This is a genomic window from Phytohabitans kaempferiae, from assembly GCF_042433955.1.
Lineage (GTDB): Bacteria > Actinomycetota > Actinomycetes > Mycobacteriales > Micromonosporaceae > Phytohabitans > Phytohabitans kaempferiae.
Genome location: NZ_JBHLUH010000012.1, coordinates 395502 through 420544, shown reverse-complemented (window position 1 = coordinate 420544; position 25043 = coordinate 395502). Strand labels below are relative to the sequence as shown.

General features: G+C 71.4%; 26 protein-coding genes and 1 pseudogene. 16 read left to right on the top strand and 11 right to left on the bottom strand.

Annotated features, from left to right (window positions below; genetic code table 11):
• Positions 1–45: 45 nt before the first annotated feature.
• The 3 genes from ACFFIA_RS11665 to ACFFIA_RS11655 all read right to left on the bottom strand — a co-directional run bounded on the left by ACFFIA_RS11665 (position 46) and on the right by ACFFIA_RS11655 (position 3290).
• Positions 46–1062: a LacI family DNA-binding transcriptional regulator gene (locus tag ACFFIA_RS11665; protein ID WP_377249653.1), complete on the bottom strand. Its 1017-nt coding sequence runs from the start codon at positions 1060–1062 to the stop codon at positions 46–48.
• Complete coding sequence (locus tag ACFFIA_RS11660; RefSeq protein WP_377249760.1) at positions 1059–2432, bottom strand: GH1 family beta-glucosidase; 1374 nt, start codon at positions 2430–2432, stop codon at positions 1059–1061. Before ACFFIA_RS11660 ends, ACFFIA_RS11665 begins: the two co-directional genes overlap by 4 nt.
• An 87-nt stretch (positions 2433–2519) precedes the next feature.
• A complete protein-coding gene (locus tag ACFFIA_RS11655; protein ID WP_377249651.1) occupies positions 2520–3290 on the bottom strand; it encodes a maleylpyruvate isomerase family mycothiol-dependent enzyme in 771 nt (256 codons plus the stop codon).
• A 68-nt stretch (positions 3291–3358) separates the two neighbouring features.
• Here ACFFIA_RS11655 and ACFFIA_RS11650 point away from each other — a divergent pair, with 68 nt between their 5' ends.
• Together ACFFIA_RS11650 and ACFFIA_RS11645 are read left to right on the top strand one after the other, a co-directional pair.
• Positions 3359–4423 carry a UDP-N-acetylmuramate dehydrogenase gene (locus ACFFIA_RS11650; protein WP_377249649.1) on the top strand — a complete coding sequence of 355 codons (1065 nt, stop codon included), beginning with the start codon at positions 3359–3361 and terminating at the stop codon, positions 4421–4423.
• 91 nt (positions 4424–4514) lie between these two features.
• Positions 4515–4811, top strand: coding sequence for a hypothetical protein (locus ACFFIA_RS11645; RefSeq protein WP_377249646.1), 297 nt, complete (start codon positions 4515–4517; stop codon positions 4809–4811).
• 190 nt (positions 4812–5001) lie between these two features.
• Here ACFFIA_RS11645 and ACFFIA_RS11640 read toward each other — a convergent pair whose 3' ends face one another.
• Together ACFFIA_RS11640 and ACFFIA_RS11635 are read right to left on the bottom strand one after the other, a co-directional pair.
• Complete coding sequence (locus ACFFIA_RS11640) at positions 5002–5802, bottom strand: class I SAM-dependent methyltransferase (RefSeq protein WP_377249644.1); 801 nt, start codon at positions 5800–5802, stop codon at positions 5002–5004.
• Complete coding sequence (locus ACFFIA_RS11635) at positions 5802–6566, bottom strand: SDR family oxidoreductase (protein ID WP_377249642.1); 765 nt, start codon at positions 6564–6566, stop codon at positions 5802–5804. The genes ACFFIA_RS11640 and ACFFIA_RS11635 overlap by 1 nt, the downstream gene beginning before the upstream one ends.
• A 166-nt stretch (positions 6567–6732) precedes the next feature.
• Between ACFFIA_RS11635 and mshA the strand changes: the two genes are divergently transcribed.
• From mshA to ACFFIA_RS11620, 3 genes and pseudogenes are all read left to right on the top strand, one after another.
• Positions 6733–8079 carry a D-inositol-3-phosphate glycosyltransferase gene (gene mshA / locus ACFFIA_RS11630; protein WP_377249640.1) on the top strand — a complete coding sequence of 449 codons (1347 nt, stop codon included), beginning with the start codon at positions 6733–6735 and terminating at the stop codon, positions 8077–8079.
• On the top strand, positions 8076–8621 hold the full coding sequence (locus ACFFIA_RS11625; RefSeq protein ID WP_377249638.1) for a type III secretion system chaperone family protein: 546 nt from the start codon (positions 8076–8078) through the stop codon (positions 8619–8621). Before mshA ends, ACFFIA_RS11625 begins: the two co-directional genes overlap by 4 nt.
• A gap of 247 nt (positions 8622–8868) precedes the next feature.
• Positions 8869–9342, top strand: a pseudogene (locus ACFFIA_RS11620) (CoA transferase); the annotation flags it as partial.
• Positions 9343–9361: 19 nt separating this feature from the next.
• On the opposite strand, the gene ACFFIA_RS11615 reads toward ACFFIA_RS11620, so the two are convergent.
• Positions 9362–10687 (bottom strand): MDR family MFS transporter, encoded by a 1326-nt coding sequence (locus ACFFIA_RS11615; RefSeq protein ID WP_377249636.1) that lies wholly within the window; start codon positions 10685–10687, stop codon positions 9362–9364.
• A gap of 118 nt (positions 10688–10805) precedes the next feature.
• Here ACFFIA_RS11615 and ACFFIA_RS11610 point away from each other — a divergent pair, with 118 nt between their 5' ends.
• Complete coding sequence (locus ACFFIA_RS11610; RefSeq protein ID WP_377249633.1) at positions 10806–11555, top strand: phosphoglyceromutase; 750 nt, start codon at positions 10806–10808, stop codon at positions 11553–11555.
• Positions 11556–11570: 15 nt separating this feature from the next.
• Here the strand turns inward: ACFFIA_RS11610 and phoU are convergent, their stop codons facing one another.
• Positions 11571–12230: a phosphate signaling complex protein PhoU gene (gene phoU / locus ACFFIA_RS11605; RefSeq protein ID WP_377249631.1), complete on the bottom strand. Its 660-nt coding sequence runs from the start codon at positions 12228–12230 to the stop codon at positions 11571–11573.
• Between the two features lie 144 nt (positions 12231–12374).
• Here phoU and ACFFIA_RS11600 point away from each other — a divergent pair, with 144 nt between their 5' ends.
• A complete protein-coding gene (locus ACFFIA_RS11600; protein WP_377249628.1) occupies positions 12375–13709 on the top strand; it encodes a sensor histidine kinase in 1335 nt (444 codons plus the stop codon).
• 23 nt (positions 13710–13732) lie between these two features.
• A complete protein-coding gene (locus ACFFIA_RS11595) occupies positions 13733–14416 on the top strand; it encodes a response regulator (RefSeq protein WP_173040329.1) in 684 nt (227 codons plus the stop codon).
• Positions 14417–14444: 28 nt separating this feature from the next.
• Here the strand turns inward: ACFFIA_RS11595 and ACFFIA_RS11590 are convergent, their stop codons facing one another.
• A complete protein-coding gene (locus tag ACFFIA_RS11590) occupies positions 14445–15278 on the bottom strand; it encodes a DUF3109 family protein (protein ID WP_377249625.1) in 834 nt (277 codons plus the stop codon).
• A 103-nt stretch (positions 15279–15381) separates the two neighbouring features.
• Between ACFFIA_RS11590 and ACFFIA_RS11585 the strand changes: the two genes are divergently transcribed.
• Together ACFFIA_RS11585 and ACFFIA_RS11580 are read left to right on the top strand one after the other, a co-directional pair.
• Positions 15382–16326 carry a Ppx/GppA phosphatase family protein gene (locus tag ACFFIA_RS11585; protein WP_377249623.1) on the top strand — a complete coding sequence of 315 codons (945 nt, stop codon included), beginning with the start codon at positions 15382–15384 and terminating at the stop codon, positions 16324–16326.
• Between the two features lie 41 nt (positions 16327–16367).
• Positions 16368–17174: a sugar phosphate isomerase/epimerase family protein gene (locus ACFFIA_RS11580; protein ID WP_377249621.1), complete on the top strand. Its 807-nt coding sequence runs from the start codon at positions 16368–16370 to the stop codon at positions 17172–17174.
• A gap of 20 nt (positions 17175–17194) precedes the next feature.
• On the opposite strand, the gene ACFFIA_RS11575 is transcribed toward ACFFIA_RS11580, so the two are convergent.
• Positions 17195–17734 carry a CGNR zinc finger domain-containing protein gene (locus ACFFIA_RS11575; RefSeq protein WP_377249619.1) on the bottom strand — a complete coding sequence of 180 codons (540 nt, stop codon included), beginning with the start codon at positions 17732–17734 and terminating at the stop codon, positions 17195–17197.
• 95 nt (positions 17735–17829) lie between these two features.
• Between ACFFIA_RS11575 and ACFFIA_RS11570 the strand changes: the two genes are divergently transcribed.
• The 6 genes from ACFFIA_RS11570 (at position 17830) to ACFFIA_RS11545 (ending at position 22945) form a co-directional block, all read left to right on the top strand.
• Positions 17830–18750: a proline dehydrogenase family protein gene (locus tag ACFFIA_RS11570; protein WP_377249616.1), complete on the top strand. Its 921-nt coding sequence runs from the start codon at positions 17830–17832 to the stop codon at positions 18748–18750.
• Between the two features lie 14 nt (positions 18751–18764).
• Positions 18765–20048, top strand: coding sequence for a hypothetical protein (locus ACFFIA_RS11565; protein WP_377249614.1), 1284 nt, complete (start codon positions 18765–18767; stop codon positions 20046–20048).
• Positions 20049–20524: 476 nt separating this feature from the next.
• Positions 20525–20737 (top strand): helix-turn-helix domain-containing protein, encoded by a 213-nt coding sequence (locus ACFFIA_RS11560; protein ID WP_173040309.1) that lies wholly within the window; start codon positions 20525–20527, stop codon positions 20735–20737.
• Positions 20738–20871: 134 nt separating this feature from the next.
• Positions 20872–20973, top strand: a complete 102-nt coding sequence (locus tag ACFFIA_RS11555) for a 30S ribosomal protein bS22 (protein ID WP_007465623.1) — start codon at positions 20872–20874, stop codon at positions 20971–20973.
• 47 nt (positions 20974–21020) lie between these two features.
• Positions 21021–22076 carry an NAD-dependent epimerase/dehydratase family protein gene (locus ACFFIA_RS11550; protein ID WP_377249612.1) on the top strand — a complete coding sequence of 352 codons (1056 nt, stop codon included), beginning with the start codon at positions 21021–21023 and terminating at the stop codon, positions 22074–22076.
• On the top strand, positions 22073–22945 hold the full coding sequence (locus ACFFIA_RS11545; protein ID WP_377249610.1) for a lysophospholipid acyltransferase family protein: 873 nt from the start codon (positions 22073–22075) through the stop codon (positions 22943–22945). Before ACFFIA_RS11550 ends, ACFFIA_RS11545 begins: the two co-directional genes overlap by 4 nt.
• A gap of 2 nt (positions 22946–22947) precedes the next feature.
• On the opposite strand, the gene ACFFIA_RS11540 is transcribed toward ACFFIA_RS11545, so the two are convergent.
• Together ACFFIA_RS11540 and ACFFIA_RS11535 are read right to left on the bottom strand one after the other, a co-directional pair.
• A complete protein-coding gene (locus ACFFIA_RS11540; protein WP_377249608.1) occupies positions 22948–24111 on the bottom strand; it encodes a hypothetical protein in 1164 nt (387 codons plus the stop codon).
• A complete protein-coding gene (locus tag ACFFIA_RS11535; RefSeq protein WP_377249606.1) occupies positions 24108–25004 on the bottom strand; it encodes an HAD family hydrolase in 897 nt (298 codons plus the stop codon). Before ACFFIA_RS11535 ends, ACFFIA_RS11540 begins: the two co-directional genes overlap by 4 nt.
• Positions 25005–25043: the final 39 nt, after the last annotated feature.

Genomic DNA, 25043 nt, shown 5'->3' with positions numbered 1-25043 from the left:
GGTAGCTCAATATCTTGTGATGTGGCCCCGCCAGCGGTGACCGGCTCAGGCGGTCTCGCGGATCACCAGCTCGGTGGGGAGGATCAGTGCCTCCTCGACCTCTTCGCCCCGGGCGATCCGTAGGAGCTGCCGGACCATCTCGCGTCCGATGTCGATGATCGGCTGCCGGACGGTGGTGAGCGGCGGGTCGGTGTATCGGGCGATCTCCACGTCGTCGAAGCCGACCACCGCCACGTCGTCGGGGACGCGGCGGCCGGCCTCGCGGAGCGTACGCAGCGCGCCGTGCGCCATCAGGTCGGACGCCACGAAGACCGCGTCGAGCGACGGGTCGTCGTCGAGCAGCTGTCGCATCGCCACGGCGCCCGATTCGCGGGTGAAGTCGCCATTGGCCACGATCGAGCGGCGGCGCGACCCCTTCAGCTCGTCGCGGTAGCCGGCCAGCCGGTCGACGCCGGCGACCATGTCCTGCGGCCCGGCGATGGTGGCGATCCGCTGCCGCCCCCCGTCGAGCAGGTGGCGGACCGCCTTCGCCGCGCCACCGACCGAGTCGACGTCGACGTACGGCACCGGGGGCGTGCCCCGGCCCATCGGGCGGCCGCTGCACACGACCGGGATGCCGATGCGGGCGAGCGTGCCGGGGAGCGGGTCGACGCCGTGGATCGAGGCGAACATGACCCCGTCGACGTGCCGGCCGGTCGTGTAGCGCTCGACCCGGTCGTAGCTGGCCGCCGAGCCGGCCATGATGAGTACGAGCTGCTTGTCGGCGGCCTCCAGCTCCTGGCTGACGCCCCGCACGATGCTCGGGAAGAACTGGTCGTCGGAGAAGACCCGGGTAGCCGACTCGGGCAGGATCAGCGCGATCGAGTCGGTGCGTTGGGTGACCAGGCTGCGGGCGGCGAGGTTGGGCACATAGCCAAGCTCGCGCACCGCCTGGCGTACGGCCTCCTGGATCGGCTCGGCCACCGTCGTGGAGCCGTTGACCACACGGGACACCGTGGCGCGGGAGACACCGGCTCGGCGGGCGACCGCTTCCAGAGTGGGGCGTTCCCGCGCGCTGGTCATGACGGCAGCCCGTTGCGTGTGATGACGTCTCGATACCAGAGCGCGCTGTCCTTGGGCGTGCGCCGCTGGGTCTGGTAGTCGACGTGGATGATGCCGAACCGCTTGCGGTAGCCCTCGGCCCACTCGAAGTTGTCCATCAGCGACCACACCAGGTAGCCACGCACGTCGACGCCGCGCTCGATCGCGGTGAGCACGGCGCGCAGGTGGCCGTCGAGGTAGGCGATCCGGTCGGCGTCGGCGACCTGCCCGTCCGCCCCCGGCTTGTCGTCGAAGGCGGCGCCGTTTTCGGTGATGTACAGCGGAGTGGTGGGGTAGTCGCGGCCGATCCGCTCGAGCAGCGCGGTGAGGCCGGCCGGCTCGATCTGCCAGCCCATGTCGGTGAGCGGGCCGGCGGGCGGGAGGAAGAGGATGCCCTCGGTGCCGGGGTGGGCGGCGCCGCCACCGGGCGCGCCCGGACGGCCCGCGACGTAGGTGGGCGAGTAGTAGTTGATGCCGAGCAGGTCGATCGCGGCCGCGATGACCTTCTCGTCGCCGTCTTGCAGGAACGCCAGGTCGCTGAAGCGGCGCATGTGCTCCAGCACGTCGGCGGGGTAGCCACCGGCCAGGATCGGGTCGAAGAAGATGCGGTTGGCCAGCCCGTCGACGACCCGCACCGCCTCGGCGTCGGCCTCGCTCTCCGGGTCGGCCGGGAGCACCGCCACCGGGTTGAGCGTGATGCCCACCTTTTCGGCGCCGGCGGCGCGCAGTGCCCGCGCGGCCAGCCCGTGCCCGAGCAGCAGGTGGTGCACCGCGGCGAACGCGGCCGCCGGATCCTGCCGGCCGGGCGCGTGCACGCCCGAGGCGTAGCCGAGGTAGGCCGAGCACCAGGGCTCGTTGAGCGTGGTCCACGTGGCGACCCGGTCACCGAGCCTGGTGTACGCGGCCGCCGCGTACTCGGCGAACCAGGAGGCGGTGTCGCGGTGGGTCCAGCCGCCGCGGTCTTCCAGCGACTGCGGCAGATCCCAGTGGTAGAGCGTCACGATCGGGTCGATGCCGCGGCCGATCAGCTCGTCGACCAGCCGGTCGTAGAAGTCGAGCCCGCGCGGGTTGACCGGGCCGCTGCCGTCGGGCTGGAGCCGCGGCCACGAGATGGAGAACCGGTAGGCGCGCAGGCCGAGGTCGGACATGAGGCGCACGTCGTCGGGGTATCGGTGGTAGTGGTCGCAGGCGACGTCGCCGGTGTGCCCGGCGTAGACCTTGCCCGGCGTGCGGGAGAAGGTGTCCCAGATCGACGGGCCACGCCCGTCGTCTCGGGCCGCGCCCTCGATCTGGTACGCCGCGGTGGCCGCACCCCATACGAAGCCGTCTGGAAACCGCAGGCCCACCGTCATCCCCTCACCACTCCCTGGCACGGTCCTTACGATTATGTGCCAACGAGCCCGGCGGGCGGGGGCGGCGTCAGTCGGCGGGCGTGCGGCTCAGCCCGTGCGCAGGCAGTCGAGCAGCGTGATGTCGCCGGTGACCTCCAACACCTCGAAGCCGACCCGGCCGTAGAGCGCCAGGAGCAGATCGCTCGCGGTGCCCGCCGCGTACGCCCGCGCTGGGTGCTCGTCGGAGTCCAGGAGCGTGCCGGTGTCGAGGAGGGCGACCCCCTCGCCACGCAGGCGCAGGAACCACTCCTGTGCCGCGTCGGTCGCCACGAGCTGCACCACGCCCTGGCGGGAGGAGGGATTGTGCCGGCGGCCGGCGGGCAGCCAGGTGTCGAGCACCTCGCTCACCCCGTCGACCGCGAGCTTGGCCTCGACCGGCTCACCGATGCCGATCGCCATCTGGGCGTCCCACCGGTGGACGGAGGTCTCGTGCGCCATGCGGCGGGGCCAGAAGCCGGCCTTCTTCGCCTGGGGCGCCCAGTTCCACGCGGGAAGCTCGGGGTCGAGCGCCTCGAACGTGTCGAGCAGCTCTGTGAACTCGTCCTGCCACCACTCGACCAGGGCCGGGCCGGTGGGCAGGTCGTCGAGCAGGGGCGCACGGCGGTGGTCAGGCGGAGACGTGATGCCTCTCGTGGAGTGGCCGCGGACCCAGTGGTAGATCGAGCCCAGGTGGTGAACGAGGTTGGTCACGACCCAGCCGGGGCAGGAGGGAACTGGCGTGTCGGGAGGGGCCTGGGTGATCGCGTCGAGGAAGGACGGACCCTCGGCCCGCAGCCCCGCGATCCAGAAGTCCTTCGACCCGTGCAATCTGCTAGTCATGTCACCCTCCCGACGCGGCCGGGCGGCCCTTGGGTTGCTCCCGTGCGGTCCAGCCTAGGGTGAATGGTGTGCCCGACGTTAGCGCCGAACTGCCCACCACCGCCCACCCGTCCGTGCCCGATTCCCTCTCTGCCTACACCACTTTGGCTCTCGGAGGCCGGGCGCAGCGAGTATTGATCGCAACAAATGCGGATGAGCTGGCCCAAGCTCCTGCGAATTCGTTCATTCTTGCGGGTGGCAGCAACGTGGTCGTCGGCGACGGCGCCTACCCCGGCACGGTGGTGCTGGTCCGCTCGACCGGCGTCGCGGTGCGCGAGGCCGAGGGCGACCTGGTGACCGTGACCGTCGAGGCGGGCGAGTCCTGGGACGCGGTGGTGGCCCAGGCGGTGGAGGCCGGATGGTCCGGCATCGAGTGCCTCTCCGGTATCCCCGGCTCGGCCGGCGCCACGCCGATCCAGAACGTTGGGGCGTACGGCCAGGAGGTCGCCGAGACCATCAGTGCCGTGCGGGCACTCGACCGGACCACGGGTCAGCGGCTGGTGATGACGCCCGAGGAGTGCGGATTCGCCTATCGGACCAGCGTTTTCAAGCACAGCGACCGGTGGGTGGTGCTCTCCGTCGACTTCCGGCTCGTACGGTCGCCGGAGTCCACGCCGGTCCGCTACGCCGAGCTGGCGCGGGCACTCGGGGTACGGATCGGCGACCGAGTGCCGCTGGCCGACGCGCGGGCCGCGGTGCTGGAGCTGCGGGCCGGCAAGGGGATGGTGCTCGACCCGGACGACCTCGACACGCGCTCGGTCGGCTCGTTCTTCACCAATCCTGTGCTGGAGGCCGAGGCGTACGCGGTCCTCCGCGAGCGCGCCGCCGACCTGGGCGAGCCGCCGTCGTGGCCGGGCCCCGACGGCGTCGTCAAGGTCAGCGCCGCCTGGCTCATCGACAAAGCGGGATTCACCAAGGGGTACGGCCGGGGCCCGGTCGCCATCTCCACCAAGCACACGCTGGCGCTCACTCACCGAGGCGGCGGCTCCACGGCCGAGCTGCTCGACCTCGCGCGAGAGATCCGCGATGGCGTGAAAGACCGGTTCGGGGTCACGCTTCACCCCGAACCGGTCCTCGTCAACTGCGAGTTCTAGCAGGCCCGATCAGGCCTCGAAGCGGCGCCGACGGGCAAACGCGAAGGCGCCCAGCCCCAGGGCCGCACCGGCTCCCACGAGCACCGCACCGGTGACCGCGACACCTGTCGTGGAGTCGCCGGTCTTCGGCAGGACCGGCGGCGTGGTGTGCGGTGTCGTCGGCGCGGTGGTGGGCGGCGTCGTCGGCGGGGTCGTCGGCGGCGCCGTCGTGGGCTTGGTGGTGGGCGGGGTCGTCGGCGGCGCCGTCGTCGGCTTGGTGGTCGGCGGCGTCGTCGGCGGCGTCGTGGTCGGCTTGGTCGTGGGCTTCGTGGTCGGCGGGGTCGTCGGTGGCCGCGTCGTCGGCCTGGTGGTCGGCTTGGTCGTGGGCGGCTTGGTGTGGCAGCCGTAGCCTCGGTCGTTCGGGCTGCAACTCGCCGACGGCGTGGCCGCCGCCTGCGCCGACGAGAGCATCGTGCCGACCCCTAGCAGGGTCAAGGGGACAGTAACGAGAGCGGCCGCTGCCGCCATCCGAATGGAGGTACGCACCTAAGACTCCAGATCTGTCGATTAGGAAAGCAATTCGCCGTTTCCTCAACGACTCACCCCGAGGTTAGGTAACTCGGTGCAACGGTCTGCCATCTGACCGTCACCTCGCCGAGCCGCCACCGCGCTGGACCGTCCAAGATCGACCAGCCTGCGGCGCGTACAGCGGACACGGTGCGTAGCCACCGCTGGCGCGGCCCGAAAGTGGCGTACGGCGCCGCGTCCCGCCACGCGTCGTCCAGTGCGGACACGAACGCGTGGATCGGCTCGCCGGGCACATTGCGGTGGATGAGGGCCTTGGGCAAGCGCTCCGCGAGCGTGGCCGGCGTGTCCAGAGCGGACAGCTTGGCGGCGAGCGTGAGCGTACGCGGTCCGCCCGCGTCCAGCAGTACCCACGAGGCGAGGCGCCCCACCTCGTCGCAGGTGCCCTCGACGAGTACCCCGCCGGGGGCAAGGGCGCTGCTCATGGTGCGCCAGGCCCCTTCCACGGCCGGCTCGTCGTACTGGCGCAGCACATTGAAGGCGCGCACGACCGCGGGGCGCAGGCCGGCCAGCTCGAAGCCGCCCCGGGCGAAGGTCAACCTGGGCGGATCGGCCACCGGCGCGGCGGCCGCCACGCGGGCGGGGTCGATCTCCAGCCCCACCACGCGTACGTCCGGCCGCACCGCGCCGGCCAGCCGCTCGCGCAACTCGACGGCGGTCACCGGGCTCTCGCCGTAGCCGAGGTCGATCACCAGCGGATCGGCCGCGTCTCGCAGCACGTGACCCTGCGTGGCCGCGATCCAGTTGTCCACGCGCCGCAGGCGGTTGGGGTTGGTCGTACCCCGAGTGATCTCCCCCTGCGGCCGCGTGGCCATCAGAACACCCGGTGCACCTTGTGCTGGGCGGCCTGGGCGATCGGGCGCACGACGATGCGGTCGACGTTGACGTGGTGCGGGCGGGTCACGGTCCACGCGATGCAGTCGGCGATGTCGTCGGCGACCAGCGGCTCGGCGACGCCCGCGTACGCCGCCTCGGCCTTCTGCGCGTCGCCGTCGAAGCGGGTCAGCCCGAACTCCTCGGTGCGCACCATGCCCGGGTCGATCTCGATCACCCGGATCGGGCGACCGCTCAGCTCCAGCCGCAGCGTCTCGGCGACCGCCGTCTGCGCGTGCTTCGCCGCCGAGTAGCCGCCCCCGCCCTCGTACACGATGAGGCCGGCGGTGGAGCTGAGGACGACGACCGTGCCCGCGCCCGACGCGTCCAGGGCGGGGAGGAACGCCTGGGTCACCCGCACGGTGCCGAGCACGTTCACGTCGAACATCCACTGCCAGTCGGCGATCGACCCGGTCTCGACCGGGTCCAGACCACGCGCGCCGCCGGCGTTGTTGACCAGCACCGTGACCGGCCGGCCGAGCTCGCCCACGGCGGCGGCCAGGCCGGTGACCGACTCGTCGGAGGTGACGTCGCAGGTCACCGCCGTCGCCTCACCTCCGGCCGAAGTGATCTCTTTGACCAGGGTGTCCAGCCGTTCGGCGCGGCGGGCGGCGGCCACGACGTGGAATCCTTCGGCGGCGAGCCGGCGGGCGGTGGCGGCACCAATGCCGCTGGATGCGCCGGTCACGATCGCGATGGAGGTCATGAGGCGATTCTTCCTTACTGGGCGGTCCGGGCTTCGGCCGGAAGAGAGTTGGATCACGTTCCGCGGTGCGTTAGATGCGCGCTCAACTGGTCATCGGGAAGATGAGTCCGGGCACGGGGGTTGCAATGCCGGGGGCGTGAACACTCGCCGTCGTGGAAGGAGCACCGTGTCCCACTGGCCGACGCCGCGGCGCATCGCCACCCTGTCCGTACACACATCCCCGCTGGACCAGCCGGGCACCGGCGACGCCGGTGGCCTCAACGTATACGTCGTGGAGGTGGCCCGCCGCCTCGCCGATGCCGGGGTGGAGGTCGAGATCTTCACTCGGGCCACCTCGAGCGACCGCCCGGCCCGCGTGGAGATGTCGCCCGGCGTGACCGTGCGGCATGTGATCTCCGGGCCGTTCGAAGGGCTGGCCAAGGAAGACCTGCCGGCTCAGATGTGCGCCTTCACCAATGGCGTGCTGCGCGCCGAGGCCGCCCATCCACCGGGCCACTACGACCTGATCCACTCGCATTACTGGCTGTCCGGGCAGGTCGGCTGGCTGGCGAAGGAGCGGTGGGGCGTGCCGCTGGTGCACACCGCGCACACGCTCGCCAAGGTCAAAAACGCCCGGCTCGCCGAGGGCGACCGGCCTGAGCCGCTGGCCCGCGTCGTGGGTGAGGACCAGGTGATCGCGGTCTCCGACCGCTTGGTGGCCAATACGCAGGTTGAGGCTCGCGATCTCATAATGCGGTACGCGGCCGACCCCGAGCGCGTCACGGTGGTCGAGCCGGGCGTCGATCTCGACCGCTTCCGCCCCGCCTCCGGGGGCCGCACCGCCGCCCGCCAGCGCCTGGGGCTGCCCGAGCGGGGGTACGTCGTGGCCTTCGTCGGCCGCATCCAGCCGCTCAAGGCGCCCGACGTCCTGCTGCGCTCGCTCGCCGCACTGCGCGACCGGGAGCCGGAGCTGGCCGGGCAGGTGACCGTGGTGATCTGTGGCGGACCCAGCGGCAGCGGCCTCGACCAGCCAACCGCGCTCATCGACCTCGCCGAGACGCTCGGGGTCACCGACTCGGTGCGCTTCCTGCCGCCGCAGACCGGTGACGACCTGCCGGCTCTCTACCGGGCGGCCGACCTCGTGGCGGTGCCGTCGCACAACGAGTCGTTCGGGCTCGTGGCGCTGGAGGCGCAGGCGTGCGGTACGCCCGTGGTGGCGGCCGCGGTCGGCGGGCTCGTGACGGCGGTGCGCGACGGAGTGAGCGGCGTACTCGTCGACGGCCACTCGGCGGCCGACTGGGCGATCGTGCTCGGCAAGCTGCTCGCGTGTCCCGGGCGCCGGGACGAGCTCGCGGCCGGCGCGGTCGGACACGCCCGCAACTTCTCCTGGACCCGTACGGCGTCGGGACTGCTCGCGGTCTACCGTGAGGCGGTGACCGAGCATCGCGAGCGGATCGCCTCGTCCCTGGCCGGCTCCTCTGGCGGCGGTTCCCTCGCGGGCGACGACGCCGAGGCGCTGAGGACGCTGGCGTGAGCCGGGCCGAGGTGGCCGCGCTGATCGAGGCGGTCTGCGCCGAGCGCGAGCTGCCCTGGGAGGCGACGGGCGAGTTCTCGTACGCGGTCACGCTCCCGGGCACTCACAAGCTCAAGACGGTCTGCAACCTGATCGTTGGCGAGCACGCGCTGCGTGTCGAGGCGTTCGTGATGCGGCAGCCGGACGAGCGGCGCGAGGAGCTGTGGGCGTGGCTGCTCCAGCGCAACGCGCGTATGTACGGTGTCGGCTTCTCGATCGACGGCGTTGGCGATATCTACCTGACCGGTCGGTTGGGTCTGGGCGGCATCGACGAAGACGAACTCGACCGGCTGCTCGGCTCGGTGCTCACGTACGCCGACGAATCCTTCGACACCATGCTCGAAATCGGCTTCGGCACGGCGATCCGGCGGGAGTGGGAGTGGCGGGTCAAGCGCGGTGAGTCGCTGGCCAACCTCAGAGCATTTGCCCACATGTTCCCCGCGGATCGGCAGGTCATGCCTACTGAGGGGCAAATACGCGGTGTGACGGGCGAGACAGGTTAATCACCTTGTGCGTAGAAAGCGCTCCGCCGTAACGTGATCTACACGCGCCTCACCTGGTGAAGTTCGGGGGAACTCTGGTCCGTCGTCGGGGCCACGCACCGGGATCGGCGTTGGGGGATGGTGGCAACTACACGCCGTTGGGGACGGCGCCACCTAAAGACCGGCGGCGAGAGCGGGCGACGCTTACGGGGGTGAGTGTCGTCCGCCGCCGCCGGGCCGACCCGCTCCGCGCGCTTAGAGTCTGCTCATGACCGAGCGCAGGACGGCTGTCCGCGGACCGCTCGCCGGGCTCACCGTCATCGAGATGGCCGGGCTCGGGCCCGCTCCCTTCGCCGGCATGGTGCTCGCCGACCCGGGCGCCACCGTCGTGCGCGTCGACCGTCCCCGCGCGCACGCCGTGCCGCTGCCGCCCCGCGAAGACCTCAAGGGCCGCGGAAAACGCTCAATCGCCGTCGATCTCAAGCTTTCCCGCGGGGCGGAGCTGGTACGTACGCTCGCCGCCCGCGCCGACGTGCTCGTCGAGGGCTACCGGCCGGGCGTCGCCGAGCGGCTGGGCATCGGGCCGGCGCTGTGGCAGGCCCAGCGCACCGGTGCGGGACAGGTGGTCGACGCCGCGATCGTAGACGGCACAACGCTTCTGGCCACGCAGCTCTACGGTCTGCTCCACAGTGGAGCATGGCAGGATCGGCGCGGCGCCAACCTGCTCGACGGCGGCGCCCCGTGCCGGCGGAGCCGTCGGCTCAGGTGATTTTGCTGAGCCCTTCGCTGTCCTCTGTGGCCACCGCGCCGAGGGCGGCGCTCGGGGCCGGAGTGGCTGGCGCGTCCTGAAGCGGCGCGTCCGGCGGGCTGGATGCGGCGGCCAGCCGCGCCACGCGGCGTTCGCGGGAGGGGCCGGACAGCACCTGGCCGAGCGCGACCACGGCGCAGATGCCCGCGGCGCCCAGCCACAGCGCGGCGTCGCCGGCGTGCTGCATCACGTAGCCGCCCAGCGTCGGGGCCAGGAATGCCGCCGCGGACCAGGAGAGCGAGAAGACGCCCTGGTAGCGGCCGCGCGTGGCGGCGGGCGACAACTCGGCGATCAGCGTGGCGTTGGAGGGCGAGGTGAGCATCTCGCCCATCGTCCAGATCAGGACGGTGGCGGCGTACAGCAGTGCGGTGTCGGCCGCGGCCGTCAGGCCGAAGCCCAGGCCGGTGACGAGTGCGGCCACCGCCAGCGTGCGGGAGCGGTCGTGGCCGCGGACGAGGCGAGGGATGAAGAGCTGGCCCGCCACGATGAGTACCCCGTTGAGGGCGATGACCCAGCCGAACGTCGCCGGCGCGAGGCCGTTCTGTCCCATCGCGATCGGCAGCATCGAGATGTGCTGGAGGAAGACCACGGCGGAGAGCAGGTTGAGGAGCAGGAAGACCAGGAAGACGCGGTCGGCGAAGACGGTGTGCAGGCCGGTGGCGGGCGTGCTCCGGTCACGGCGGCGGGCGAAGCCCTGGGGGCGGCGGGTCTCCCGCACCTTGGCGAAGATGATCACAGCGGTGGTGAGCGTGGTGGTGGCGTCGACCAGGAAGAGCAGCAGGAAGTCGGCCTGGGCGGCGAGGCCGGCGAGCACCGCGGCGAAGGCGAAGCCCAGGTTGATCGCCCAGTAGTTGAGCGAGAAGGCGCGCAGCCGGTCGCGCTCGGGCACGACGTCGACCATCATCGCCTGGAAGGCGGGGCGGGTCGCGTCCATGAAGAAGCCGAGCACCAGCGCGCCGAGCGTGATGGTCCAGCGGTCGCGGGCGAAGCCCAGCACCAGCAGCGTCGCCGCGGCGCCCAGGTGGGCGGCGAAGAGCGTCGGGCGGCGACCCCAGCGGTCGGCCAGCACGCCGCCGACGGTCACGCCCACGGCACTGCCCGCGCCGAAGAAGCCGATCACCAGGCCGGCCTCGGTCTGGGTGAAGTGCCGCTCGCTGGTGAGGTAGATCGCCATGAAGATCATGACGAACGAGCCGAGGCGATTGACCAGCGTGCCGGTCCAGAGGTACCAGAAGGTGGTGGGCAGCCCGCCCGTGGTCTCCCGCAACCAGCCGCGCACGCCCCGTACCTCCCCGTAACGGCTGCTGTACAGACCGTTCCTTACAAGCTAGTCCGGTGTGTGGGAGCCACGCAGCCCGATTTTCCTGTGGCGGCGGTCACGGTGGCAGGATGAGGTCATGACTCTGGGGACGCTGGTGCTGCTACGGCACGGTGAGAGCGAGTGGAATGCGAAGAATCTCTTCACCGGCTGGGTCGACGTCGACCTGACCGCCAAGGGCGAGGCTGAGGCGCGGCGCGGCGGCGAGCTGCTGCGCGAGCACGGCCTGCTCCCCGACGTGCTGCACACCAGCGTGCTGCGGCGCGCGATCCGCACGGCCGACCTGGCGCTCAACGCCGCCGACCGGCACTGGATCGCCGTGCGCCGTTCGTGGCGGCTCAACGAGCGGCACTATGGCGCGCTCCAGGGCAAAAACAAGAAGCAGACCCTCGAGCAGTACGGCGAGGAGCAGTTCATGCTCTGGCGCCGGTCGTACGACACGCCGCCCCCGCCGATCGACGACAACGACGAGTGGTCGCAGGCCGGTGACCCGCGCTACGCCACGCTCCCCCCCGAGCTGATGCCGCGCACGGAGTGCCTCAAAGACGTGCTCGACCGTTCCCTGCCGTACTGGTACGACTCGATCGTGCCGGACCTGCTCGCCGGCCGCACCGTGCTGGTGGCCGCGCACGGCAACTCGCTGCGGGCGGTGGTCAAGCACCTCGACGGCATCTCCGACGAGGCGATCGCCAAGCTCAACATCCCCACGGGCATCCCGCTCCGCTACGACCTCGACGCCTCGCTGCGCCCCGTCACGCCCGGCGGTGCCTACCTCGACCCCGAGGCGGCGAAGGACGCGGCGGCCGCGGTCGCCAACCAGGGCCGCTAGGCCCTGCCCCCAGCGTCATCCAGCGCCGGGCGGCTCGCTCGTCTCACCCGTAACGAGGTAGACGACCTGCCGCCCGGCGTTGACGGCGTGGTCGGCGTATCGCTCGTAGAAGCGGCCGAGCAGCGCGCCGTCGATCGCGGCTTCGGCGCCGTGCGGCCAGTCGCGGTGCAGCAGGATGCTGAAGAGTTGCCGCTCCAGCTCGTCCATCGCGTCGTCGTCGGTCTCCAGCTCGGCGCCGAGCGGGGCGTTCTGCGTGGTCAGCACCAGGCCCACCTTGCCCGCCATCCGGTCGGCCACGGCTCCCATCGAGGCGATCACGTCGCGGAGCTCGGGCGGTACGGCGGGAGCGGGGTGGCGCCGCAGTGCGGTCTTGGCGACGTGCTCGGCGAGGTCGCCCATCCGCTCCAGGTCGGCGGCGATCTGGATCCCGGTGATGACGAGCCGGAGGTCGGTGGCGACCGGGGCCTGCCGGGCGAGCGTCGCGTAGACCTGCTCGTCGACCTGGCGGCGCAGCTCGTTGACCTCCGCGTCGCGGGCGATGACCATCTCGCAGGCCGCGCGATCGGCGGTGAGCAGGGCTCCGGTCGCGTGGATCATGGCCGTGCGCACCGCCTCGGCCATGGACACCAGGAGGCGGCCCACCTCCAAAAGGTCGGCCCGCAACTCGTCACGCATCGCGTCGATGTTAGGGGACACTTGCCGACCTCCTGGCCCTGGGGGTGAACGACGCTCGGCCGAGCGGTGAACTCTATTGGAAGCGGGTCAGGTTTGTCCTATTCTGCGAATCAGTTGGGTTAACAATGACCCTACGATCGCGACGTGGAGTGGGCGGTCGGAGCCGGCGTGGTCGGCAGCGTCATCGGCCTGGTGGCCGGGGCGGCTGCGTTGCTCGCCGTGCGTGGCCGCGCGGGGGTACGTGGTGCGCTTCTCTCCGTCGGTGGTCGGCCGCCGGGGGGTAAGGGCGCGGCTGCGGGGGGCTTCGAGGAAGCCGTCCGTGACAACGGGAGGCCGGCTATCGCCAAGGATCAGCAGGGGCAGGTCTCCGGGCTGGGCCGCAAGAGTCTCGACGCGCTGCGGGTCGGCGTGGTGGTGCTCGACCAGGATGACGTACCTGTCCTGGTCAACCCGGCGGCGCGGGCCATGGGCCTGCTGCGCGCCGGACCCCAGCCCGGCACCATCGCCGCGCACCCGATCGTGCGCACGCTCGCCGGCCAGGTGCGCCGCACCGGCGTGCGCCGCGAGGTGGAGCTCGACCTGCCCCGGGGGCGCGAGGGCGGGCCGCAGGCGCCGCTCGGCGTACACCTGCGGGCGGTCGCGCTGGGCGGCAACTTCGTCTCGGTCGAGGCCGCCGACGTGACCGAGTCGCACCGGGTCGACCGCGTGCGGCGTGACTTCGTGGCCAACGTCAGCCACGAGCTGAAGACCCCGATCGGCGCGCTCCAGCTACTCGCGGAGGCGCTGCTCGACGCCACCGACCCGGACAGCGTCACCACCGACCCGGCCGAGGACGTGGCAGCCGCCCGGCGGTTCGCCGAGCGCATCCAGTCCGAGAGCACTCGCCTCGGCCGCCTGGTCAACGAGCTGCTCGAGCTGACCCGCCTGCAGGGCGCCGAGCCACTGCCCGCCCCGGAGCCGGTCGCGGTCGACTGGGTGGTCGCGGAGGTCATCGACCGCACGCGCACCGCCGCCTCCGCGCGGAACATCGAGGTCGAGGTCGCCGGCGACCGAGGACTCACGGTGTACGGCAGCGACAGCCAGATCGCCACCGCCGTCGCCAACCTGGTGGAGAACGCGATCGCGTACTCGGCGGAACACACGAAGGTGGACGTGGTCACGCGTGGTGACGACGAGTACGTTGAGATCGCGGTGACCGACCAGGGCATCGGGATCGGACCGAGCGACCTCGACCGGATCTTCGAGCGGTTCTACCGGGCCGACCAGGCACGGTCCCGCGCGACCGGCGGCACGGGGCTCGGCCTGGCCATCGTCAAGCACATCGCCACCAACCATGGTGGCCGAGTGGAGGTGTCGAGCAGGCTGGGCGGAGGGTCGACGTTCACCATCCGGCTGCCCGCCCGTCCGCCGGACGCCGTACTACCGCTACCACCGTCAGTTGAGATCGAGGCCGGTCCGGCCGAGCTTCGACAGGCCTGACGAGCAACAGGAAGGAAAGTCTGTTGGCCCGCGTGCTCGTGGTCGAGGATGAGGAGTCGTTCTCCGACGCCCTCTCCTACATGCTCCGCAAGGAGGGGTTCGAGGTCTCGGTTGCCGCGACCGGCACCTCCGCCCTCACCGAGTTCGACCGGACCGGTGCGGACATCGTGCTGCTCGACCTGATGCTGCCCGAGATGTCGGGCACCGAGGTGTGCCGCCAGCTGCGCCAGCGCTCTCACGTACCGATCATCATGGTGACCGCGCGCGACAGCGAGATCGACAAGGTCGTCGGGCTGGAGATCGGGGCCGACGACTACGTGACCAAGCCGTACTCACCACGCGAACTCGTGGCCCGCATCCGCGCGGTGCTGCGCCGGCAGAGCGTCGACGCGGTGGAGCTTTCCGCGCCCACGCTGGCCGCCGGCCCGGTGCGCATGGACGTCGAGCGCCACGTGGTGACCGTGGCCGGAGCCGCGGTGCAGCTGCCGCTCAAGGAGTTTGAGCTGCTGGAGCTGCTGCTGCGCAACGCCGGCCGAGTGCTCACGCGGGGCCAGTTGATCGACCGGGTCTGGGGCGCCGACTACGTGGGCGACACGAAGACGCTCGACGTGCACGTCAAGCGCCTCCGCTCGAAGGTCGAGCCCGAGCCGAGCACGCCGCGCTACATCGTCACGGTCCGCGGCCTGGGCTACAAGTTTGAGCCTTAGGCCGCGGATCTAGCCTTAGGCCGCGGGTCTAGCGTTGCCGCTTCGCGGGCTCGGGCGTCGCGGCCGCGGTGGTGGCCGGATGCTCGGCGACCAGTCCCTTCTTCGCCCTGGCCGCGCAGAGCTCGGCGAGCTTGGCGTATGCCGGCTTGCCGATCAGCGCGGTCAGCTCCGGCTCGTACGACAGGTACATCGCGTCGGCGCCGACGTGCGCCTCCGGCGACGAGGTGCACCACCAGTCGAGGTCGTGGCCGCCTGAGCCCCAGCCCCGCCGGTCAAACTCGGTCAGCGTGGTCACCAGCACCTTCGTGCCGTCGGGGCGCTTGGACCACTCCTGCTCGCGGCGCACCGGCAGCTGCCAGCACACATCCGGCTTGTACTCCAGCGGATGCACCCCGTCGCGGAGCGCCTGGGCGTGCAGCGCGCACCCGCCACCGCCGGCGAAGTCGGCGTCGTTGAGGAACACGCACGGCCCCTCTTCGCCCTGCGTCGCGGTGCGGCGGGCCGGGTTTTGGCCGTCGATCGAGTCCATCTCGGTCCAGTTTTTAAACCCGCGGCGGTGGTGCTGCCAGGTCTCCGGCGTCAGTCGCTTGACCGCCGCCTTGACCCGGTTTTCGTCGTCGGAGTCGGTGAAGAACGCGCCGTGCGAGCAACATCCGTCGGATGCGCGGCCGGCGATGATCCCGTGGCACGCCTTGCCGAAGACGCAGGTCCAGCGGGACAGCAGCCAAGTGAGATCGGCACGTACGACGTGCTTGGGGTCCTCCGGGTCGACAAACTCGATCCACTCCCGCGGGAAGTCGAGCGGGACTTCCTTGCTGCGCGGGTCTTGGGGGTCGTCGACGAGGACGTGCAGGCTTGCCACCTGGTCAGCTTACGCGCGTGTCACCCGTTCCCGATGCTGGTCGCCGTGTCGCGAGGGCGTGACATCGCAGCCGCCGTCCCGTATCGGCTTTAAGGTTTGACGTATGCGCCTCGGTGTCCTTGACGTCGGTTCCAACACCGTGCACCTTCTGGTCGTGGATGCCCACCACGGCGCACATCCCTGGCCCGCCCATTCGGAGAAGGCCGTACTCCGCCTGGCCGAGCAGATCGGCGAAGACGGCGCGCTCACCAAGTCCGGCGCGGACGCGCTCGTGAAGGCCGCCGCCGACGCGATGACCGCCGCGGCCCGCTTGGTCACAGACGACCTGCTGGCCTTCGCGACCTCCGCGGTGCGAGACGCCACCAACTCCGCCGCCGTGCTCGCGCGGGTCCGGGAGGAGACGGGGGTACGGCTTCAGGTGCTCTCCGGCGCCGACGAGGCGCGGGCCACCTTCCTCGCCGTACGGCGGTGGTTCGGCTGGTCGGCCGGGCGGCTGCTGGTGATGGACATCGGCGGCGGCTCGCTGGAGTTGGCGGCCGGCATCGACGAAGACCCCGACCTGGCGATGTCGCTGCCGCTCGGCGCCGGCCGGCTGACCCGCGACCGGCTGCGCATCGACGGCAACACCGCGACGCCCCCGTCCACGCACCGGGTCGACGAGCTGGTCGAGTACGTGGAAGACATGCTCGACCCGGCCGTCACGAAGCTCTCCGAGGTGGGCTGGGACCGCCCGGTGGCCACCTCCAAGACGTTCCGTACGCTGGCCCGCCTCGCCGGTGCCGCACCCTCGACGGCGGGGCTGTGGGCGCCCCGCCGGCTGCACCGCGACGGGCTCCGGCAGGTGATCGGATTCATTCGCCACATCTCTCCCAGCGAACTGTCCGGTTTGGAAGGTGTGAGCGCCCGCAGGGCCCACCAGCTGCTCGCCGGCGCGGTGGTGGCCGAGGCGACGATGCGGCGGCTGGATATCGACGCGGTGGACATCTGCCCCTGGGCACTACGCGAAGGGGTCATTCTTCGCCGTCTTGACCAATTGGAGCCGGCGTAGCGCCAAAGCGCATTTACCACCGTGGCGATACGCTGGCAAGCGTGAGTTTCCGGGTTCCCGTACTCCTGTCCAGCTCCTCCGTCTTCCCCGAGCCGACGGCGGCCGCCTTCGAGATGGCCGCCACCCTGGGCTACGACGGCATCGAGGTCATGGTCTGGACCGACGCGGTCAGCCAGGACGCCGGTGCTCTGCGTGGCTTGGCCGCGCACTACGGTGTGCCGGTGCTCTCCGTGCACGCGCCGTGCCTGTTGGTCACTCAGCGAGTGTGGAGCTCCGATCCGTGGGAGCGGTTGCGCCGGGCGGCCGTGCTCGCCGAGACGCTGGGCGCGCCCACGGTGGTGGTGCACCCGCCGTTCACCTGGCAGCGCGACTACGCCCGCACGTTCGGTGCCGGATTGGCGCGGTTGGCAGGTAAGCACCCTGATGTGAAGTTCGCGGTTGAAAACATGTATCCGGTGCGGATGGCCGGCCGGGAGTTCGTCCCCTATGTCCCCGGTTGGGATCCCACCGACACCGGCTACGACGCCTACACGCTCGACCTGTCGCACTGCGCCGCCTCGCGCAGCGACCCGCTGGTCATGGCCGACACGATGGGCGCCCAGCTCGCCCACGTGCATCTGGGCGACGGCACCGGCGAGGGGCGCGACGAGCACCTGGTGCCCGGCCGGGGCAACCAGCCCTGTGGCGAGCTGCTGGCGTCGCTGGCCGGGCGGGGGTTCACCGGCTCGGTGGCGGTCGAGGTGGCGACGCGCAAGGCCAGTAGCCGCGCGGTCCGTGAGGCAGACCTGCGGGAGTCGCTGGCGTATGCCCGCCAGCACCTGGCCACGGCGACCCCGGCGACCGCCTAGCGCCCGCCGGGAGAGCCGCGCTAGCCGACGGTGGTGAGCAGCTTTTCCTTCTTGCGCGCGCGGTGGGCGGCGACGTGGGAGCGGGTCGCGCACCGCTCCGAGCAGAAACGCCGGCAGTTGTTGGACGAGGTGTCCAGGTAGACGTTGCCGCAGCGCTCGTCGGCGCAGACGCCGAAGCGGGCACTGCCGAACTCGCACAGCCACACGGCCAGGCCCCACACGGCGCCAGCCAGGTATTCGGCACTGACGGAAGCGCCTCGGCTGGTCACGTGCATGTGCCAGTCGTTGGCGTCGTGACCGGAGATCCGCGGCTGGACCGGGAAGGCCTCCAGCAGCGCGTTGAGCTCGGCGACCGCCTCGTTGTCGCGGCCGGTGGTGCCGAACTCGAAGACATCTCGCAGGCGCTTCTGCGCCCGGCGGAAGATGGCCAGGTCGCGCTCGACGATCTCGGAACCCATCCAGGAATGTTCCTCACTGAAGAGGCCCCGGAGGCCGTCGAGGTCGTCCAGCGACGCGTTGACAAGGTCAACGGCGGTCCTGGCGTACGCGTCGAAGTTCACCCGACAACCGTAGACGACTTGGGCCCTTTGTGGCGCGTCACGTTGTGCCGGACGGTAACCGGGCCACACCGGGTGGCGAGCGTTACGCTCGCCTCATGCTGCGATCGGTCATCCTCGCCGCTTCCCGGTCCTCCCGGATGGAGCGGCTCGTCGAGACGGCGCCGCTCACCCGCGGTGTCGTGCGCCGATTCGTCGCCGGCACCACGTCCGACGACGCGCTCGGGGCCACCAGCGAGCTGGTCACCGACGGTCTGTCGGTGAGCCTCGACGTGCTGGGTGAGGACACCGAGACACCTGAGCAGGCGGTCGCGACCCGCGAGGCGTACGTGTCGCTGCTGGGCGCGCTCCGTGACGCCGAGCTGACCCCCGCCGCCGAGGTGAGCGTCAAGCTCTCCGCGCTGGGTCAGAAGTTCGACGAGCAGTTGGCGTACGACGGGGCGCGGGCGATCTGCGTGGCCGCCTCCGAGGCCGGCACGACGGTGACCCTCGACGCCGAAGATCACACGACCACTGACTCCACTTTGGACATCCTGACAAAGCTGCGCACCGACTTCCCCAGCACCGGGGCGGTGCTCCAGGCATACCTGCGGCGCACCGAGGCCGACTGCCGGGAGCTGGCGACGTCGGGCTCGCGGGTGCGGCTGTGCAAGGGGGCGTACAAGGAGCCCGAGTCGGTGGCGTATCAGTCCACTCTGGACGTCGACAAGTCGTACGTGCGGTGCCTCAACATCCTCATGTCCGGCGAGGGCTACCCGATGCTCGCCACGCACGACCCCCGGTTGATCGCGATCGGGGAGGATCGGGCGCGGTGGTTCGACCGGTCGCCGGACGAGTTCGAGTTTCAACTGCTCTACGGCGTGCGCCCGGAGGAGCAGGCGCGCCTGGCGGCCGAGGGATACACGGTGCGTGTCTACGTTCCATACGGCACGCAGTGGTACCCGTACCTCATGCGCAGGCTGGCCGAGCGCCCGGCCAACGTCGGGTTCTTCCTCAAAGCGCTGAGCCGCAAGGGCTGAGCTAGTCTCCGCGTGTGACGGAGGCGCCCGCACCACGCCGGTGGCCACTCTGGCTGGGGCTCGGGGTGGTCGCCCTGGTGCTGTCGTGCGCCGCTCCGCTGCTCGTCGTCGTCACCCTCCGCGAACCTGGTCCGGGCGCCGCGGCGAGCGCCAGCCCGGTGCCGATCCGCAGCCCCGAGCCGGGCGACCCGGAGCAGGTGACCCAGCTCTGGCTCCGCGAGCGGATCGCCGAGGCGCTGACCCAGCAGGCGGGGGCGCTGCTCCGCGGCGACGAGCGGGGCTTTCTGGCGGTCGCCGAGCCGAATTCGGAGGCGGTGAACGCGCTGCGGCGGCAGTTCCGGTCGTTGCGCGCGCTCAAGGTCACCACCTGGCAGGTACGGATCACCGACATCCCGGACCGCGTGGGGTCGCGGTGGCGGGTCGCGGTCACGTACGAGCACTGCTTCGTCGACCCCGGCTGCGCGGTGGGCCCGGTCTCGATCGATACCACCTGGGTCGACCGCGCCGGGGTCCTGCGCATGCTGGCCCTCGCACCGTCGATATCCGGGCAGGACGGGCCGCGGCCGTGGGAGGCGAGCGATCTCGTCGTGGCGGTGGGCAAGCGGGCGGTGGTCGCCACCACCGCCGGGCAGAAGTCGCGCCTCGCCGAGGTGCTGCGCGAGGCCGAGCGGGCGGCCGAGGTCGCCGACCGGTACGCCGTCGACGGCACGCCGCCCCGCTACTACCAGATCTTCTATGCGGGCGCGGCGGAGTGGCGCCGCTGGTACGGCGGGGACCGGCCGTCGTGGACCGCCGGATACGCGGTGCCGGTCGGGGGCGGCCGATTCGACGTCGTACTCAACGGGACAGACCTGCACAGCAGCGTCCTCGACGACCTGTTGCGGCACGAGATGACGCACGCCGCCTCGCTGCCCGGCGGTGGCTACCGCACCGGCGACAACTGGTGGCTTGTCGAGGGCATCGCCGACCTGGCCGCGGCGGGCGGGCGGCCGGTCAGCCGGTACGAGAGCCTCCCCGACGTACGCCGGCTGGTGTCGGACGGCTGGAACGGGCCGCTGAGCGGGGCCGAGCCGGGGGAGCGGGCGACCGACTGGCAGGTCAGCGCCGCGTACGGGGTGGGCTACCTCGCCATACGGCACCTGGTCGACCGCTACGGGGAGCAGGCGATGCTGGCCTTCTTCCGGGCGGTGGTGCACGAGCGGAAGACGCCCGAGGAAGCGTCGAAGGAGGTCTTCGGCGAGCCATGGCAGGCGCTGCACGACGACTGCGTGGCGTACGTCCGGAGCGCCGCCGGCTGACGGGCGGGCCGCGGGCTGGGCGGCCGGGTCGACCTCACCGCCGTCCAGCGCGACACCGTCTCCCGCACCCACTGTCCGATGTGGACACTGTGAGCGCGTGGTCCCGCGAGGGTCTTCGTCCTCTCGATGGGGCGGGGAGGCTGCTCAAGGACGTCCTGGGCGTGCTGGCAGCCACCGGTGGGCGTGCGGTTCCTCCGCCTCGCCCCCGTGGTCGCGCTCCGCGCCGAGTGAGCGTTGCCGGCCCGCTGGCCGGGGGCGACGCTCCGGTAGGGGGCCGCAGGCAAAGGTACGATATGCCCCCTTGGGGGGAAATATGCTAATCGCCCGGAGTGGCGACTTGACTGATCATGATCATCTGGCTGAAGGGATCGCGTGGGTCACAGCCGTCCCGGTACCGTACTAGTTACACGCGCGTTGCCCGCCGCGGCGCATCCGCCCGGCGGCACGCGCCGGGGATGGGATGGGGCTGGTGAGCCATGGCAGGATCACCACAGTCCGAGAGCAGACTGTCGGAGGTCAAGTTCCTGACCGTCGCGGAGGTGGCGACACTGATGCGGGTCTCGAAGATGACCGTTTACCGGCTGGTGCACTCCGGCGAGTTGACAGCGGTCCGGGTCGGCCGGTCTTTCCGGGTCCCGGAGCACGCGGTGCACGAATACCTTCGGGGGGCGTTCCAGGAGTCGGCGTAACAGGGGCTACCCTGGTGGGCGACCGTGAGTCCGACGGGCGTCGGCGCCCACCAGGCGGCTCCGGTCCGCTGTCCAGATTGGTCGCCGGTTGGTGACCGGCTGTAGCCGAGGAATCGCAACGGGAAGGCTTTCGTATGGGCTCGGTCGTCAAGAAGCGCCGCAAGCGCATGGCTAAGAAGAAGCACCGCAAGCTGCTGCGCAAGACCCGCGTCCAGCGTCGTCGTCTCGGTAAGTAGCCTCGTTCCGGTCTCACGCCGGGCGAGCATCGAAACGTGAGGTGGCGGTGACTGCCGCCTTGGGCGTCGTCGTGGTGACCGGCATCAGCCGGCATCTCGGCGCGCACGTCGCCGCCCGCCTCGCCGCCGACGATCGCGTCGGCCGCGTGGTGGGTCTCGACCCCAACGAGCCCGCCCCCGAGCTTCAGGAGATGCTCGGGGGCGTCGAGCACGTGCGCGCCGACGCTGGCTCGGCCCCCACCGTGGTGGCCGAGCTAGACGCCGAGGTCGTGGTGCACCTGGCGCTGGTCACGTCGCCCGAGCCGGGCGGCCGGGCGGTGATGAAGGAGCACAACGTCATCGGGACGATGCAGCTCCTCGCCGCCTGCCAGCAGGCACCTCACCTGCGCAAGCTCGTGATGCGCTCCTCCACGGCGGCATATGGGGCCTCGTTTCGCGACCCCGCCGTCTTCACTGAGGACACCGAGCCCCGCCAGGTGCCGCGGGGCGGCTTCGCCAAAGACATCCTCGACGTCGAGGGCTACCTGCGCGGCTTCCGCCGCCGGCGGCCCGACGTCAGCGCCACGGTGCTCCGTTTCGCGCCGTTCATCGGTTCGACGGCCGACACCACGCTGACCCGCTACTTCGCCCAGCCGATCGTCCCCACCGTGCTCGGCCGCGATCCCCGCCTCCAGTTCCTGCACGTCGACGACGCGCTGGAGGTGCTGCACCGTTCGGTGGTGGAAGACCATCCGGGCACCTACAACGTGGCCGGTGCCGGCGTGCTCGCGCTCTCCCAGGCGATCCGGCGGGCGGGGCGCCTCGCGATGCCGGTCTTCGAGCCCGGCCTCTCCGCCGCCGCCACGCTCGCCGGCGGGCTGCGGCTGGGGCGCTACGGCCTCGACCAGCTCGACCTCTTCGTGCACGGCCGCGTGGTCGACACCACCAGGCTCATCGAGGAGTACGGCTTCGAGCCGCGTACGACCGCCGCCGCGTTCGACGACTTCATCCGCAGGCACGCCGACCGGGCGGTGGTGACCGCCGACCAGTTGGCGACCACCGAGCGGGCCATCCTGGAGGGCATCCGCCGAGCCCGCGCCGTCGCCGCGAGAGAAGAGTCATGAGCGACCCGGATGTCGAGGACTGGCCCGGCGATCCGTGGGACCAGCGGGTCGCGTCGGCCCTCTCCTTCCTGCGCCGCCGCCTCTCCGGGCAGTACGAAGTCGACGAGTTCGGCTTCGACCCGGAGCTGACCGACCAGGTCTTCTATCCGATCCTGCGCCGCCTCTACCGCGACTGGTTCCGCACCGAGGTGTTCGGTCTGGAGCACCTGCCCGACGACGGCGCCGGCCTGATCGTCGGCAACCACTCCGGCACCGTGGCGATGGACGCGCTGATGCTCTCGGTGGCCGTACACGACGGGCATCCGAAGGCGCGCCACCTGCGGCTGCTCGGCGCCGACCTGGTCTTCCGCGTGCCGGTGCTCTCCGAGCTGACCCGCAAGTCAGGCGGTACGGTCGCCTGCAACCCCGACGCCGAACGGCTGCTCCGCGGCGGCGAGCTGGTCGGCGTCTTCCCCGAGGGGTTCAAGGGCGTCGGCAAGCACTACCGCGACCGCTACAAGCTCCAGCGCTTCGGTCGGGGCGGCTTCGTCTCGGCGGCGCTGCGCACCGGCACCCCGATCGTGCCGGTGGCGATCGTGGGCGCCGAGGAGATCTATCCGATCCTGGGCGACCTCAAGCCGCTGGCCCGCCTGCTCAAGCTGCCGTACTTCCCGCTCACGCCGACGTTTCCCTGGCTGGGGCCGCTGGGCCTGGTGCCGCTGCCGAGCAAGTGGCTGATCGAGTTCTGCCCGCCGATCTCCACCGCCGACCTGGTCGAGCACGCCGACGACCCGATGGTCATCTTCAACCTCGCCGACCAGGTGCGCGAGACGATCCAGCAGAGCCTGCACCGCCTCCTGGAAAAGCGCCCCGACCCCTTCGGGCGATAGCGCTACTCGAGCGTTCGCAGGTCGAGGGTGTGCCAGGTGGTCGTCTCGTTGTCGCCGGTCGACCACCACAGCACGCCGCCCCGGGCCTGCACCACGCCGACCCCGTCGGCCACCACGACCACCTGCTTCTCGCGGAGGTCGTAGAGCAGCAGTTGCTGCGGGCTGATCGGGGCGCTCTGGTCGCCGCTGCTCTGAGAGAGCACCTCGAACCGGTCGAGTACCGCCACGTCGATGATCGAGGCGGTCGCCGCTCCGCCCGCGACCCGCTGCCGGTCGCCGCCGTCGGGGCGCATGAGATCGATCCGGGAGGGGGCGTCACCGGCGAGTACGAGCACGCGGCACCAGGCGGGTCCGCAGGTGGCCAGCTCGCTCTCGGCCGCCTCGACGGTGGTGACCTGGCCGCTTTCGAGGTTGCGCAGCTGGACCGGGCCGGTCTGCCCGCTGCCCGCGCTGACCAGCCACGGCCAGGCGGAAAGGGCCCAGGCGCCGGGCTCGTCGCGTACGCTCACCGGCCCGCCGGCCAGCGACACCGAGCGCACCTCGGTCGCCGTCTCGTCTTCCGGGGAGACCGAGACCCAGTGCAGGCGGCCGCCCGCGATCACCATGTCGTACTGCGAGTTGAAGAGGACCACGTCGCCCGTGTCGCCGGTGAGGAGGCGGGGCGCGCCGCCGGTCACGACGTTGGCGATCCACATCTGCGTACTGGCCATGCCGTCGTCGCCGCTCACCGACTCCGCCCAGGCCACCTCGTCGCCGGCGCGTACGAAGCCGCCGAACTGCGGGGTCGTGTCGGCGCGGAGGCGGCGCAGCTCGCGTACGGCACCGTCGGCCGCGCGGATCACCAGCCGCTGCGTGGTGCCGTCGGGGCCGGGCGCGATGCCGAGCGAGGTCTGCGCGTCGAGGAAGTAGACCGGGCTGTAGAGGGGACCGTCCGCCAGTCCACCGGGGATGTCGGCGCGCTCGGCGTCGGGCCACACCTCGGCGACCGTAGGCGGTGCGGCCGGCCCGGCGGGCTGCCTGGTCTCGGGCGACAGGACGAGCAGCGTGGCGGTGGCCGCCAGCGCGACGCCGAGACCGGCCAGCCCGACGATCTGCCGCCCGCCGGGCCTCGGGGGCCGGCCGGAACGGGGCGCGGGCACCACCGGTCGCCCGGCGGTGAGCGTCACCGGCGAGACCTGCGCCGGCGAATCGCCATCCCGGCGGCCACCACGCCGACGAGCAGCGCGGTGGCGGCGGTCGTGGGCAGGGCGATCTTGGCGGCCTTGCGCCCGGTGCGGAAGTCGCGGATCTCCCAGCCCCGCTCCCGCGCCTCGGCCAGCAACGCGCTGTCAGGATTGACCGCCACGGCGCTGCCCACCATCGACAGCATCGGAATGTCGTTGGACGAATCGCTGTAGGCGGTACATTTCGCCAGGTCGAGCCCTTCGACCTTGGCGAGCTGGTGGATCGCGTCGGCCTTCGCCGGCCCGTGCATGAGGTCGCCGACCAGCCGCCCGGTGTACGCCCCGTCCTCCACCTCGGCGACCGTGCCGACCGCGCCGGTGAGCCCCAGCCGCTCGGCGATGACCCGGCCCAGCTCGACCGGCGCCGCGCTGACCAGCCACACACGCTGGCCGGCGTCGAGGTGGAGCTGGGCGAGCGCCCGCGTGCCGGCCCAGATCCGCTCGGACATCAGCTCGTCGAAGATCTCTTCGCTGAGTCGTTCCATGTCTTCGACGCGCCAGCCCTCGACGAACGCCAGCGCGGTCGCCTTGGCCCGGGACATGTCGCCCGCGTGCTCCCGGGCCAGCAGCCGGAACCGGGCCTGCTGCCAGGCGAACCGGGCGAGGTCGCCGGTGGTCAGGTATTTACGGGCGGCGAGCCCGCGGGCGAACCAGTAGATCGAGGCGCCCTGCATCATCGTGTTGTCGACGTCGAAGAACGCCGCGGCCTCGCTGTCAGGCGGCAATGCGAGGGCCGCCTCCAGGTCGGTGGCGGCCCAGCCCGCGGTGTGGCCGTAGGCGTCGGTGCTGACAGTCACCTTCTTGGACTTTCCGCCGACCCTGCGGGTGCGCGCCACGCGTGGACCTCCCTCTGGCTCCTTCCTAGGGAGGGTAGC